Origin of the sequence: Pseudomonas lini, from assembly GCF_964063345.1 — a bacterium.
Taxonomy (GTDB): Bacteria; Pseudomonadota; Gammaproteobacteria; order Pseudomonadales; family Pseudomonadaceae; genus Aquipseudomonas; species Aquipseudomonas lini_B.
In genome coordinates this window covers 2709352-2722813 of the sequence record NZ_OZ061318.1, presented here as the reverse complement: position 1 = coordinate 2722813, position 13462 = coordinate 2709352, and the positions used below count along the sequence as shown (strand labels likewise).

The 13462-nt window shown below is 60.7% G+C and carries 12 protein-coding genes and 1 pseudogene; 8 read left to right on the top strand and 5 right to left on the bottom strand.

The genetic code is table 11. From position 1 onward, the window contains the following. Positions 1 to 4 precede the first annotated feature (4 nt). Complete coding sequence (locus AB3226_RS12330) at positions 5 to 892, bottom strand: 3-keto-5-aminohexanoate cleavage protein (protein ID WP_054616877.1); 888 nt, start codon at positions 890 to 892, stop codon at positions 5 to 7. 99 nt (positions 893 to 991) lie between these two features. Further along, the gene (locus AB3226_RS12325; RefSeq protein WP_192344854.1) at positions 992 to 1936 is read right to left on the bottom strand and encodes a choline ABC transporter substrate-binding protein; all 945 of its coding nucleotides are present in this window, start codon (positions 1934 to 1936) and stop codon (positions 992 to 994) included. Positions 1937 to 2144: 208 nt separating this feature from the next. On the opposite strand from AB3226_RS12325, the gene AB3226_RS12320 reads away from it, so the two are divergent. After that, positions 2145 to 3089: a GlxA family transcriptional regulator gene (locus tag AB3226_RS12320; protein WP_367373243.1), complete on the top strand. Its 945-nt coding sequence runs from the start codon at positions 2145 to 2147 to the stop codon at positions 3087 to 3089. Positions 3090 to 3242: 153 nt separating this feature from the next. On the opposite strand, the gene AB3226_RS12315 is transcribed toward AB3226_RS12320, so the two are convergent. From AB3226_RS12315 to AB3226_RS12305, 3 genes and pseudogenes are all read right to left on the bottom strand, one after another. Further along, positions 3243 to 3659, bottom strand: a complete 417-nt coding sequence (locus AB3226_RS12315; protein WP_367373242.1) for a DUF3010 family protein — start codon at positions 3657 to 3659, stop codon at positions 3243 to 3245. A gap of 33 nt (positions 3660 to 3692) precedes the next feature. Further along, positions 3693 to 3926 (bottom strand): annotated as a pseudogene (locus tag AB3226_RS12310) (helix-turn-helix domain-containing protein); the annotation flags it as partial. Between the two features lie 7 nt (positions 3927 to 3933). Continuing rightward, positions 3934 to 4335, bottom strand: coding sequence for a lysozyme inhibitor LprI family protein (locus AB3226_RS12305; protein ID WP_367373241.1), 402 nt, complete (start codon positions 4333 to 4335; stop codon positions 3934 to 3936). Between the two features lie 236 nt (positions 4336 to 4571). Between AB3226_RS12305 and AB3226_RS12300 the strand changes: the two genes are divergently transcribed. The 7 genes from AB3226_RS12300 (at position 4572) to AB3226_RS12270 (ending at position 12952) form a co-directional block, all read left to right on the top strand. Then, the gene (locus AB3226_RS12300; protein WP_007907542.1) at positions 4572 to 5549 is read left to right on the top strand and encodes a dipeptidase; all 978 of its coding nucleotides are present in this window, start codon (positions 4572 to 4574) and stop codon (positions 5547 to 5549) included. A 78-nt stretch (positions 5550 to 5627) separates the two neighbouring features. After that, positions 5628 to 6158 carry a DUF5943 domain-containing protein gene (locus AB3226_RS12295; RefSeq protein WP_052967365.1) on the top strand — a complete coding sequence of 177 codons (531 nt, stop codon included), beginning with the start codon at positions 5628 to 5630 and terminating at the stop codon, positions 6156 to 6158. A gap of 15 nt (positions 6159 to 6173) precedes the next feature. Continuing rightward, the gene (gene dgcA, locus AB3226_RS12290) at positions 6174 to 8234 is read left to right on the top strand and encodes a dimethylglycine demethylation protein DgcA (protein ID WP_095052597.1); all 2061 of its coding nucleotides are present in this window, start codon (positions 6174 to 6176) and stop codon (positions 8232 to 8234) included. 162 nt (positions 8235 to 8396) lie between these two features. Further along, positions 8397 to 10358 carry a dimethylglycine demethylation protein DgcB gene (dgcB, locus tag AB3226_RS12285; protein WP_367373240.1) on the top strand — a complete coding sequence of 654 codons (1962 nt, stop codon included), beginning with the start codon at positions 8397 to 8399 and terminating at the stop codon, positions 10356 to 10358. Then, entirely contained in the window at positions 10358 to 11578 is a 1221-nt protein-coding gene (locus AB3226_RS12280) for an electron transfer flavoprotein subunit alpha/FixB family protein (protein ID WP_367373239.1), read from the top strand. The genes dgcB and AB3226_RS12280 overlap by 1 nt, the downstream gene beginning before the upstream one ends. 15 nt (positions 11579 to 11593) lie before the next feature. After that, positions 11594 to 12364, top strand: a complete 771-nt coding sequence (locus AB3226_RS12275) for an electron transfer flavoprotein subunit beta (protein WP_030128552.1) — start codon at positions 11594 to 11596, stop codon at positions 12362 to 12364. A gap of 21 nt (positions 12365 to 12385) precedes the next feature. Further along, positions 12386 to 12952: an N-acetyltransferase family protein gene (locus tag AB3226_RS12270; protein ID WP_367373238.1), complete on the top strand. Its 567-nt coding sequence runs from the start codon at positions 12386 to 12388 to the stop codon at positions 12950 to 12952. Positions 12953 to 13462: the final 510 nt, after the last annotated feature.

Sequence of the window (13462 nt, the reverse complement as noted above, 5' to 3'; positions counted from 1 at the left end):
CGGGTTAACCGCGCTTGGTCAGGCCCATTTTTGCCCGGCCTTCAGCTGGGGTCAGAACACGGGCGCCGAGGCGGCTGAGGATTTCTGAGGCGCGTTCGACCAGTTGGCCGTTGGTCGCCAATACGCCCTTGTCCAGCCACAGGTTGTCTTCCAGACCGACCCGCACGTTGCCGCCGAGCAGCACCGCTTGCGCCGCCATTGGCATCTGCATGCGACCGATGCCAAACCCGGCCCAGACCGCGTCGGCCGGCAGGTTGTCGACCATGGCTTTCATGGTGGTGGTGTCGGCCGGTGCGCCCCACGGGATGCCCAGGCACAGCTGAAACAGCGGGTTATCGAGCAGGCCTTCCTTGATCATCTGCTTGGCAAACCACAGGTGGCCGGTGTCGAAGATTTCCAGCTCGGCCTTCACGCCCAGCTCTTGAATGCGTTTGGCGCCAGCGCGCAGTTGCGCCGGGGTGGACACGTAAATGGTGTCGCCGTCACCGAAGTTCAGGGTGCCGCAATCCAAAGTGCAGATTTCCGGCAGCAGTTCTTCGACGTGGGCCAGACGGGTCAGCGGGCCGACCAGGTCAGTGTTCGGGCCGAACTCCATCGGATTCTCGCCCGCGCCGATTTCCAGGTCGCCGCCCATGCCGGCGGTGAGGTTGACGATGATGTCGACGTCGGCCTCGCGGATACGCTCCATCACTTCGCGGTACAGCGCCACATCACGGCTGAACTTGCCGGTTTCGGGGTCGCGAACATGGCAGTGGACCACGGTAGCGCCGGCCTTGGCGGCTTCCACGGCGGCCGCGGCGATTTGTTTCGGGGTGACCGGCACGTGTGGGCTTCTGGCGGTCGTGTCGCCAGCACCGGTGAGTGCGCAGGTGATGATGACGTCGTGATTCATGAGGCGGTTCCTTACAGGCGTGATTTTCGGGTGTGGCTCAGGGCGTGACGATTCCGTTCGCAGCCCGGTCGGGCTGCGAATCGGTGGTTCATTTCGGTTCTATTTACTGGTTAGTTTCAGGTTCTCAGCCGCCGGTTTGCCATCGAAGGTGGTCACGCCTTCGAGCCAGCGTTGCTTGTCTTGCGGGTGATCTTTCAGCCATTGCTTGGCCGACTCGAAGGCGTCCTTGTGATCGAGCAGCGGCTGCATCATCCGGCTCTCGTCTTCGGCGGTGTAGGTCAGATTGCTCAGCAAACGACCAATGTTCGGGCATTGTTCGGCGTATTTCGGCGCGGTGACGGTCCAGACGGTGGCCATGCCTTCGTTCGGGCCGAGGGCGTCTTCGCTGCCGGTGAGGTAGGTCATTTGCACGTTGACGTTCATCGGATGCGGCGCCCAGCCGAAGAACACCACGGCTTCCTTGCGCCGCACGGCGCGATCCACCGCCGCGAGCATGCCGGCTTCACTGGACTCGACCAGTTGGAACTTGCCCAAGCCAAACTGGTTCTTGGCGATCATCGCCTTGATCTGAGTATTGGCGCCCGAGCCAGGCTCGATGCCATAAATTTTGCCGCCCAGTTCTTTTTCGAACTTGGCGATGTCAGCGAAGGTTTTCAGGCCTTTGTCGGCGAGGTAAGTCGGCACGGCGAGGGTGGCGCGAGCATCCTTGAGGCTTGGCGCTTCAAGCACTTTGACCTGCTTGGCATCGACAAACGGCGTGATGGTCTGGGTCATCAGCGGGTTCCAGTAACCGAGGAACAAGTCCAGGCGCTGGTCGCGAATCCCGGCGAAGATGATTTGCTGGGAGGCGCTGGTCTGTTTGGTGTTGTAGCCGAGGCCATCGAGCAGGACCTGGGTCATGGCGCTGGTGGCGATTACGTCGGTCCAGTTCACCACGCCCATGCGCACGTTCTGGCACGACGCGGGTTCGGCGGCCATGACGCTGGCGCTCAAGAAAGCGGTACCGCTGAGTGCAAGAACACAGCTGCTGATCAGTCGTTTCATGTCGGGTTCCTCGGCAGGTCGTTATTGTGGGTCCGGGCGTCTTCGTGCGCCGGTTATGCCAAGTTACGCAGCTTGAGGCCCGTCAAAGCGCACTATGGCGACCAGCTCTTGCACTGCAGCGACCTGCGCTCTTGAATGCCGCGTGCAACTGGCGTATCAACGTCAACACGCTTCCCGCCCTCTCGCTACCTGCCATCGAGTGCGCTCCATGTCCCAGGATTTCTACTTCTTGTTGATGCCCGGTTTTTCGGCGATCGGTTTTATCTCGGCAATCGAGCCGCTGCGGGTCGCCAATCGCTTTCGCGGTGAGCTGTACCGCTGGTATGTGTTGAGCGCTGATGGCGGGGCGGTGTTGGCCAGTAATGGCATGTCGGTCAACGCCGATGCAGCGCTGGAACCCCTGAAGAAAAGCGCGACCTTGCTGGTGGTCGCCGGTTTCGAGCCGCTGAAATTCACCACCCCGGCGCTGGAGCACTGGTTGCGTCGTTTGGACAACGAAGGCGTGACCCTCGGCGCCATCGACACCGGCAGCTTCGTCCTCGCCGAAGCCGGCCTGCTCGAAGGCCATCGCCTGACCCTGCACTGGGAAGCTATCGATGCCTTCAAGGAGTCTTATCCACAGCTCAGCGTCACTCAGGAGCTGTTCGAGATCGACCGTCGTCGCATCACCTCCGCCGGCGGCACGGCTTCCATCGACCTGATGCTCGACCTCATCGGCCAGGCCCACGGCCCGGAACTGGCGATCCAGGTCAGCGAACAGTTCGTACTCGGGCGCATCCGCCCGCGTAAAGACCACCAGCGCATGGAAGTCGCCACGCGGTATGGCATCAGCAACAAGAAACTGGTGCAGGTGATCGGGGAGATGGAACAGCACAGCGAGCCGCCGCTGAGTACGCTGGCGCTGGCGGAATCGATCAAAGTGACCCGGCGTCAGCTCGAACGCCTGTTTCGCCTGCACCTGAACGACACGCCGAGCAATTTCTATCTGCGGTTAAGGCTGGAGAAGGCGCGGCAGTTGCTGCGCCAGACGAACATGAGTGTGTTGGAGGTGAGTATCGCGTGCGGGTTTGAATCGCCGTCGTATTTCACCCGCAGTTATCGGGCGAGATTTGAGCGGTGCCCGCGTGAAGACCGACGTACGGCTAAAGCGTAATTCTGACGACACCCGAGAAACCTGTGGGAGCGGGCTTGCCCGCGATGAGGCCGGCACATTCAATGTTGATGTTGACTGACACGCCGCCATCGCGGGCAAGTCGGATCGCCGCACCGCCGCTCCCACAATGATCTGTGTTGATGAGAGAAAATGTTACTTCTTCATCAGCGCGGAACACGCCGCCTTGTAAGCCTCATGCTGATACTTGTTCAGCGTCTCCGGCAGTGCAAAATCGAACTTCTTGTTCTGCGCATTGATGGTCTGCGGCGACAGCAGCGTCACCTCGCAATTTTCCAGCAGCTGGAAAATCCCCTCGATCTTGAACGTAGTCGGCCCACCGGCGAACTCACCTTTCTTGCTGCGTTTCTTGATCGCGATCCGGTCGATGGAATTCTCGCGAACAAACGACGCTACCTGTGCTGCGAACAGCTTGACGTTGGCCGCCTCGTCATCCTCATCGAGGGCGATTTTCTTGGTGTTGAGCGCGACATGACTCAGGCTCGTACCGTCGAGGGACGCCACGGCGATGATCGCTTCGCTGCCTTTGATTTCGATGCCGCAGACTTTCATGTTGAATCCCTTAACTGGCTGATGGCGTTCAGCTTACAACTCTAGTTGGTTGGCGGTGATGCCAAAAGCTGCGGCAATTTTTTCACGGGTTGCTTTGCGGGGCTTGGAGACCGTTTCTTGCTGGGCGAAATCCGGTTGGGAAATGCCCATGCGCTTGGCAACTTCATCCTGCTTAAGGTTCAGGTGTTCGCGCCAGGCGCGAACAGGGAGTGCTCCATCGACGATGCGGCTCACTACTTCGTGGGGGATCAAATAATTCTCCATTCTTATGTCTTTATTCCTGCCCGATCGACTCCAAAAACTCCGACCGTTCATCACTCATCCGCGCCACGCAATCATTTTGCGCAATGGTGGACGCCTTGCTACCGCTGGTCGCCGGAAATGCGTCCACTGCGCAATCGGCATCCCGGGTTTTCAGCCATTGCTGTTGCGCAGTTTTGATTTTGGCGGTGATGTCGGTCAGTTGCGCCTTGTTGTTGCCGTAAAGCGTTTGCATGCGCTCGGTCAGGCTCTGATAGTTGTCGCTCAGCAGCTGTTCGGCGGTGGTTCTGCTGTAGGCCGAGCATTCCAGGGTCTGGATTTCGTTTTCGACAGCGTCGCAGGGATTGTCGTCGGCCTCTTCAGCTGCTTGTACGCCAGTCGCTATCAGTGCCAAAGCCAGGAAGATCGATTTCATTGCGCCGCCGCCCCTAATTCAGTGATTACATCCAGTGATGCGGCGAATTCTGGCCCAAGCGGGCGGCGTTGGATAGGTAGGCAATGACGCCTGCTGACGACCCTTTGTCGCGGATTGACGCTTTCGGCAAACCCTCTGTCGTTTTTGCACCCGGCTGCACAGGCACCGAGGCATATGCTGGCCCCAAAGCGCCGGCACACGATTCGGCGCATGAATCGCTAATAGGGGACAGCCTGATGAGCCCAGCCGAATTGCACGCCGACAGCATCGTTATCGACGGGCTGATTATTGCCAAGTGGAACCGCGAGCTGTTTGAAGACATGCGCAAGGGCGGTCTGACCGCGGCCAACTGCACCGTGTCGGTGTGGGAGGGCTTCCAGGCCACTGTCAACAACATCGCCGCCAGCCAGAAGCTGATCCGCGAGAACAGCGACCTGGTAATTCCGGTGCGCACCACCGCCGATATCCGCAAGGCCAAGGAACAAGGCAAGACCGGCATCCTCTTTGGCTTCCAGAATGCTCACGCGTTTGAAGACCAGATCGGCTATGTCGAGGTCTTCAAGCAGCTCGGCGTCGGTATCGTGCAGATGTGCTACAACACCCAAAACCTGGTCGGTACCGGTTGCTACGAGCGCGATGGCGGCCTGTCGGGTTTCGGTCGTGAAATCGTCGCCGAGATGAACCGTGTCGGCGTCATGTGCGACCTGTCCCACGTCGGCTCGAAAACGTCCGAAGAAGTCATCCTCGAATCCAAGAAGCCGGTCTGCTACTCCCACTGCCTGCCGTCGGGTCTGAAAGTGCACCCGCGCAACAAATCCGACGAAGAGCTGAAGTTCATCGCCGATCACGGCGGTTTCGTCGGTGTGACCATGTTCGCGCCGTTTCTGGCCAAGGGCATCGATTCGACCATCGACGACTACGCCGAAGCCATTGAATACACCATGAACATCGTCGGCGAAGACGCCATCGGCATCGGCACCGACTTCACCCAGGGCCATGGCCAGGACTTCTTCGAATACCTGACCCATGACAAGGGCTACGCCCGCCGTCTGACCAGCTTCGGCAAGATCATCAACCCACTGGGCATCCGCACCGTGGGCGAGTTCCCGAACCTGACCGAGACCCTGCTCAAACGCGGCCATTCCGAGCGGGTGGTGCGCAAGATCATGGGCGAGAACTGGGTGAACGTCTTGAAAGACGTTTGGGGCGAATAAGCCACCGCATCTCTGAATCCTTTCCCCCGGCCGTCCGTGCCGGGGGCAACACAACGAATTTTCTGGAGTTAAGTTTCCATGGCCAAAATCGCCCCGCAATTGCCAATCGAAGTCGACAGCGAAACCGGTATCTGGACTTCCGACGCCCTGCCAATGCTGTATGTGCCGCGCCATTTCTTCGTCAACAACCACATGGGCATCGAGGAAGTGCTGGGCGCCGACGCCTACGCCGAAATCCTCTACAAGGCCGGCTACAAGTCCGCCTGGCACTGGTGTGAAAAAGAAGCTGAATGCCACGGCCTGGAAGGTGTCGCAGTGTTCGAGCACTACATGAAGCGCCTGTCGCAACGCGGCTGGGGGCTGTTCAAGATTCAGGACATCGACCTCGACAAAGGCACCGCCAGCGTCAAGCTCGAACACTCCGCATTTGTCTACGTGTACGGCAAGGTCGGGCGCAAGGTCGACTACATGTTCACTGGCTGGTTCGCCGGCGCCATGGACCAGATCCTGGCCGCTCGCGGCAGCAAGATCCGTACAGTCGCCGAACAAGTCTACGGTGGCTCCGAAGAAGGCCACGACGACGGTTTGTTCACCGTCAAGCCGTTGTAAGTCGAGGACCCCGCCATGGCTTTCGAAGCAATGTTCCAGCCGATCCAGATCGGCAAACTGACCATCCGCAACCGCGTGCTCAGCACCGCGCACGCCGAGGTCTACGCCACCGACGGCGGCATGACCACCGACCGGTACGTCAAGTATTACGAAGAGAAAGCCAAGGGCGGGATCGGCCTGGCGATTTGCGGCGGTTCCTCCAGCGTGGCCATCGACAGCCCGCAAGGCTGGTGGAAGTCGGTCAACCTGGCCGACGACCGGATCATTCCGCACTTCCAGAACCTGGCCGACGCCATGCACAAGCATGGCGCCAAGATCATGATCCAGATTACCCACATGGGCCGTCGTTCCCGCTGGGACGGCGAGCATTGGCCAACCCTGCTGTCGCCGTCGGGCATCCGTGAACCGGTGCACCGCGCGACCTGCAAAACCATCGAGCCGGAAGAAATCTGGCGGGTGATCGGCAACTACGCCAGCGCAGCCGCGCGGGCCAAGGCCGGTGGCCTGGACGGCGTCGAGCTGTCCGCCGTGCATCAGCACATGATCGACCAGTTCTGGAGCCCGCGAGTCAACAAGCGTACCGACGAATGGGGCGGCAGCTTCGAAAACCGCATGCGTTTCGGCCTGGAAGTGATCAAGGCTGTGCGCAAGGAAGTCGGCCCGGATTTCTGCGTCGGCATCCGCCTGTGCGGTGACGAATTCCACCCGGACGGCTTGTCCCACGAGGACATGAAACAGATCGCCAAGTATTACGACGACACCGGCATGATCGACTTCATCGGCGTCGTGGGTTCGGGTTGCGACACCCACAACACCTTGGCCAACGTTATTCCGAACATGAGTTATCCACCGGAGCCATTCCTGCACTTGGCCGCCGGTATCAAAGAAGTGGTGAAGGCCCCGGTTTTGCACGCGCAGAACATCAAGGACCCGAACCAGGCGACTCGTATTCTGGAAGGCGGCTACGTCGACATGGTCGGCATGACCCGCGCCCACATCGCCGACCCGCACCTGATCGCCAAGATCAAAATGGGTCAGGTCGACCAGATCAAACAGTGCGTCGGCGCCAACTACTGCATCGACCGTCAGTACCAGGGCCTGGACGTCTTGTGCATCCAGAACGCCGCGACTTCCCGTGAATACATGGGCGTGCCGCACATCATCGAGAAATCGACCGGTGTGAAGCGCAAAGTCGTGGTGGTCGGTGCCGGTCCTGCCGGGATGGAAGCGGCTCGCGTGTCGGCTGAACGTGGCCACGACGTGACCCTGTTCGAGAAGAAAGAATTCATCGGCGGGCAGATCACTACTGCGTCGAAAGCTCCACAACGGGACCAGATCGCCGGCATCACTCGCTGGTTCCAGCTGGAACTGGCACGTTTGAAAGTCGACCTGCGCCTGGGTGTGGCGGCGGATGCGGCGACCATTCTCGACCTGCGTCCGGACGTGGTGGTACTCGCCGTCGGCGGTCATCCGTTCCTGGAGCAGAACGAACACTGGGGCGCGGCTGAAGGCCTGGTGGTCAGCAGCTGGGACATCCTCGACGGCAAGGTTGCGCCGGGCAAGAACGTGCTGGTCTACGACACCATTTGCGAGTTCACCGGGATGTCGGCGGCCGACTTCCTTGCCGACAAGGGCAGCCAGGTCGAGATCGTCACCGACGACATCAAACCGGGCGTGGCCATCGGCGGTACGTCGTTCCCGACTTACTACCGCAGCATGTACCCGAAAGAAGTGATCATGACCGGCGACATGATGCTGGAGAAGGTCTACCGCGAAGGCGACAAGCTGGTGGCGGTGCTGGAGAACGAATACACCGGCGCCAAAGAGGAGCGGGTGGTGGACCAGGTCGTCGTCGAAAACGGCGTGCGTCCGGACGAAGAAATCTACTACGCGCTGAAGGAAGGCTCGCGCAACAAAGGCCAGATGGACATCGAAGCTTTGTTCGCGATCAAGCCTCAGCCTTCGCTGAGTCAGGCGGGCGACGGCTACTTGCTGTTCCGCATCGGCGACTGCGTGGCCCAGCGCAACACCCACGCGGCGATCTATGACGCGTTGCGGTTGTGCAAAGACTTCTAACGGCTTGCACATGACCCTGTGGGAGCGGGCTTGCCCGCGATAGCGGTGGGTCAGTCAATGCAGATGTGACTGACAGAATGCAATCGCGGGCAAGCCCGCTCCCACAGGAACCGAGTAAGGCATCTCGACCTGCAAGACCCCGAGGTCTTTGGGAGCTCCACCATGTTGAACACCCTTCTTCCAATCCTGTTGTTCGCTGCCTTGGGCCTGGCTGTCCTGGGCGCGTTGCGGCGGGTGGCTATGTGGCGTCAGGGCCGGGCTTCGAAAGTCGACCTGATCGGCGGTCTGTTCGCCATGCCCAAACGCTACATGGTCGATTTGCACCACGTCGTCGCGCGGGACAAATACATTGCCAACACTCACGTCGCCACGGCTGGCGGTGCGGTGGCGTCCATTGTGCTGGCGATTCTGGTGCATGGCTTTGGCCTGCATAACCGCATCCTCGGTTATGCACTGCTGTTGATGTCTGCGGTGATGTTTGTCGGCGCGATCTTTATGTTCCTGCGCCGTCGCAACCCACCGGCCCGTTTGTCCAAAGGCCCGTGGATGCGCTTGCCGAAAAGCCTGATGGCGTTCTCGGCATCGTTCTTCCTGTTGACCCTGCCGGTAGCCGGCATCCTTCCGGAAAACTTCGGTGGCTGGGTGGTGGCTGCGATCCTCGGCGTCGGCGTGCTCTGGGGCGTGTCGGAACTGTTCTTCGGCATGACCTGGGGCGGGCCGATGAAGCACGCCTTCGCCGGTGCATTGCACCTGGCTTGGCACCGTCGCGCCGAACGTTTTGGCGGCGGTCGTTCCACCGGTTTGAAACCGCTGGATCTGAATGACCCGAACGCGCCGCTGGGTGTGGAAAAACCCAAGGATTTCACCTGGAACCAACTGCTCGGCTTCGACGCCTGTGTGCAGTGCGGTAAATGCGAAGCCGCGTGCCCGGCGTTCGCCGCCGGCCAGCCGCTGAACCCGAAAAAACTGATTCAGGACATGGTCGTTGGCCTGGCCGGTGGCACTGATGCCAAGTTCGCCGGCAGCCCCTATCCGGGCAAAGCCATCGGCGAACACGGGGGCAATCCGCATCAACCGATCGTCAACGGTCTGGTGGACGCTGAAACCCTGTGGTCCTGCACCACTTGCCGTGCCTGCGTCGAGGAATGCCCGATGATGATCGAGCACGTCGACGCCATCGTCGACATGCGTCGCCATCTGACCCTGGAAAAAGGCGCAACCCCGAACAAGGGCGCCGAAGTCCTGGAAAACCTGATCGCCACCGATAACCCTGGCGGCTTCGCGCCGGGCGGTCGGATGAACTGGGCGGCGGATTTGAACCTGAATCTGCTCAGCGAGAAGAAATCCACCGACGTGCTGTTCTGGGTCGGCGACGGCGCCTTCGACATGCGCAACCAGCGCACCCTGCGTGCCTTCGTCAAAGTACTGAAAGCGGCCAAGGTCGACTTCGCGGTGCTGGGGCTTGAAGAACGCGACAGCGGTGACGTGGCCCGACGCCTGGGCGACGAAGCGACCTTCCAGCTGTTGGCCAAACGCAACATCCAGACCCTGGCCAAGTACAGCTTCAACCGCATCGTCACCTGCGACCCGCACAGTTTCCATGTGCTGAAAAACGAGTATGGCGCCTTCGACGGCAACTACGGTGTTAATTACGTTGTGCAGCACCACAGCACTTACATGGCGGAGATCATAGGCGCTGGCGCCCTGAACCTAAGCCAGCACAAAGGCAGCAGCGTGACCTATCACGACCCGTGCTACCTCGGTCGCTACAACGGCGAATACGAGGCGCCGCGTGAAGTGCTGCGCGCCCTGGGCATCGAGATCAAGGAAATGCAACGCTCCGGTTTCCGTTCACGCTGCTGCGGCGGCGGTGGCGGTGCGCCAATCACCGACATTCCGGGCAAGCAGCGGATCCCCGACATGCGCATGGAAGACATCCGCGAAACCGGCGCCGAACTGGTGGCCGTGGGTTGTCCACAATGCACCGCGATGCTTGAGGGCGTGGTCGAGCCACGGCCGTTGATCAAGGACATTGCCGAACTGGTGGCCGATGCCTTGCTCGAAGACGCCGCGCCGGGAAAGCCTTCGGCACCGGCCAAACGTGAACCTGCGGAGGTGCATTAATGAGCGACATTATCCGCCGCGACCCACGCGCCGAATGGATCGCCCGCAACCGCTTGCACCCGCTGCACGCGGCCATGCAACCGGCGCAACACAGCTGGATGGGGCCTAACGGGCTCATCCGCAAGAATCCTCACGGGATCGGTTTTATCGGCCCCAACGGCATCAAACGAATTGACCGCAGCGGCGCTCAGCAGGGCGGGGCGACCAAACGCTCGGCCGCGGTTGAAGTGCAATTGCCGCTGCATCAAGTGCCTGCCCCGGCGTTCTACATCAGCGTGGTGCCGGACATGGTCGGCGGCCGCTTGAGCAGCCACGACCGCGACTTGCTCGGCCTGGCTCATCAGTTGGCCGGCAAGGACGGCGCGGTACTGGCCGTGGTCTTCGGTGAGCACAAGGAAAACGCCTTCGCCACGGCTGGCGTGGATCGTTTGCTGGTGCTTGAGGGCGACGAATTCAGCGGTTATGCACCGGAGCAACGCGTCCAGGGCCTGCGGGCTGTGGATAACCAGTTCAGCCCGCGTCACTGGTTGCTGCCGGACAGCCGCAGCGGTGGTGGCGAACTCGGTCGGCGCTTTGCCGCCGCATTGGGCGAACGCCCGGCCACGCGTGTCTGGCAGGTCAAGGATCAGGAGTGCATCGGCCGCGCCGGTGCTGGTTTGCAAGACCTTGCACGTCCGGTCGCCCGTTTGATTCTGGCTGCTGCCGAATGCGCCGAACCGGTCAGCGAAACCCGTCATGAGGCCTTGCCGGTGGAGTTATCCACAGCGGTCGCACGCAGCCTGTCGCGGATCGAAGATCTGGGCGCGGTGGCGGTGGACCCGGCGGCGATTCCGATGGCCGAAGCCGAGTTCATTTTCTCCGGCGGTAACGGGGTCAAGGACTGGGGACTTTTCCACAGGACGGCCGAGGCGTTGGGCGCGACCGAAGGTGCGTCGCGAGTGGCGGTGGACGACGGCTTCATGGCCCGCGACCGTCAGGTCGGTGCGTCCGGCACTTGGGTCACTGCACGGGTTTACGTGGCGGTGGGCATTTCCGGGGCGATCCAGCACCTGCAAGGCATCGGTGCCTGCGACAAGGTGGTGGCGATCAACCTTGATCCTGGCTGCGACATGATCAAACGGGCCGACCTGTCGGTGATCGGCGAGAGCGCCGAGATTCTTCAAGCCTTGATCGATGCGGTAGAGGCTTACCGCAATGAAGCCAAGCGCGATGCGGCTTAAGGAAAGGAAAGGGTTATGAGCACGAAAATCATCAGCCTGGTGTCCATCGGCGCCCACCCGACCTCCGGCCGGCCACGTCGTGCCGAGCAGGATGCGCGAGCGGTTGAGCTGGGTTTGCAACTGGCTGGGGATAACCTGCAAGTGCTGCATGCCGGTGACGTCGCCGAACCGGCATTGCGCGCTTATCTGGGCATGGGCCTGGAGCAGTTGCATGTGCTGGAGCAACCGGAAGGTGCGGACGCACTGCCAGCGTTGACCGCGTATTTGCGCGATGCCGGGGCGCAAGTGGTGCTGACCGGCAGCCAGGCGGAAACCGGTGAAGGCTCGGGCATGTTGCCGTTCCTGCTGGCGGAAAGCCTTGGCTGGCCGCTGGTGGTGGGGTTGGCGCAGGTCGAATCCATCGACGGCGGTTCGGCGTTGGTGCTGCAGGCTTTGCCTCGCGGGCAGCGTCGGCGCTTGAAAGTACGCCTGCCATTTCTGGCGACTGTGGATAACGCGGCGCCCAAGCCTCGGCAGAGCGCCTATGGTCCGGCACGTCGCGGGGTATTGCAGGCGGATGAAGTCGAGGTGATCGACGATGAACTGCTGGCGGTGGCCACGCTGCAACCGGCCAAGCCACGGCCCAAACGCTTGAAAGTGATCAAGGCCAAGAGCGGTGCAGACCGCATGAAAGCCGCGACGGCCAAGGCCAGTGGTGGAGGCGGACAGGTGCTCAAGGGCGTAACCGCGCAGGCGGGCGCCGAAGCCATTCTCAAGTTGCTGATCGAAGAAGGTGTGGTTCGCTAACGGTCCTGTGGAGCCCGGTAAATGGCAGTTGAGTTTCGTTCGGCCCTGCGCGCGGATGCGCGCGAGATTGCTCGCTTGTTTCAGATTTCATCAGAAGGTGCGGCGGATTACATCTGGAGCCAACTGGCGCAGCCCGGCCAGGACCTGCTGGAGGTCGGTGCCAGTCGTTACGCTCGCGAAGACGTCGATTTCTCCTATCAAAACTGTCTGATCGCGCAGGCCGAGGGAGAGGTCATCGGCATGCTGCACAGCTACGCGATGCGCCACGATCCGCTGGCCGCTCCCGTCACCGATCCGGTCCTGGCACCGTATGCCACGATGGAAATCCCCGACACCCTTTATATTTCGAGCCTGGCCCTGCATGAGGGCTGGCGCAATCAGGGTTTGGGCAAACAATTCCTCGCCTACGCCTACGACCGTGCCAACCGGTTGGGGCTTAATGGCTTAAGCCTGATCGACTACGAGGCGAACACCGGCGCCCGACGGTTTTATGAACGCCATGGCTTCCGGATCGTCGATACCTGCCAGATCACACCCCACCCAATGATTCGGGTCACCGGGGAGGCCTATTTGATGTATCGGCCTTGAGGCTGAGCCCTGTTCGTGTGGGAGTGGGCTTGCCCCAATGCTAGTCAGTTAAGAGATAGAAACAAGCGATGAGTAACCTGTGGCGAGGGAGCTTGCTCCCGTTGGACTGCGAAGCAGTCCCCCTCTTTTTGGGATAAGGGGGCCGCTTCGCAGCCCAGCGGGAGCAAGCTCCCTCGCCACAGGTTCAGTGTCGATCACTGTGCACACCAACAATCCACCGGGTTACCCACAATCCCTGTTAATGCTTCTGTGGATAACATGTTCGCCCCTCGCTACATCCCTTACCCATCAAGCCCTCCAGCCCTCCGTACAAAAAATAACCAGCCTAAGCCCCGGTTTTTTCGAGCTTTTTTCACAGAACGACTTCGCTAGCCAGCCGATACTTGCCCCCAATCTCTGTTGGCGCTTCTGTGGATAAGATGTTCGCTGTCCGCTACAGGCTATATAAACCGTGGCTTTCAGTGAGTTGATCAAATAATGTTCAATTGACCTTTTTCTCTCACTAATCCT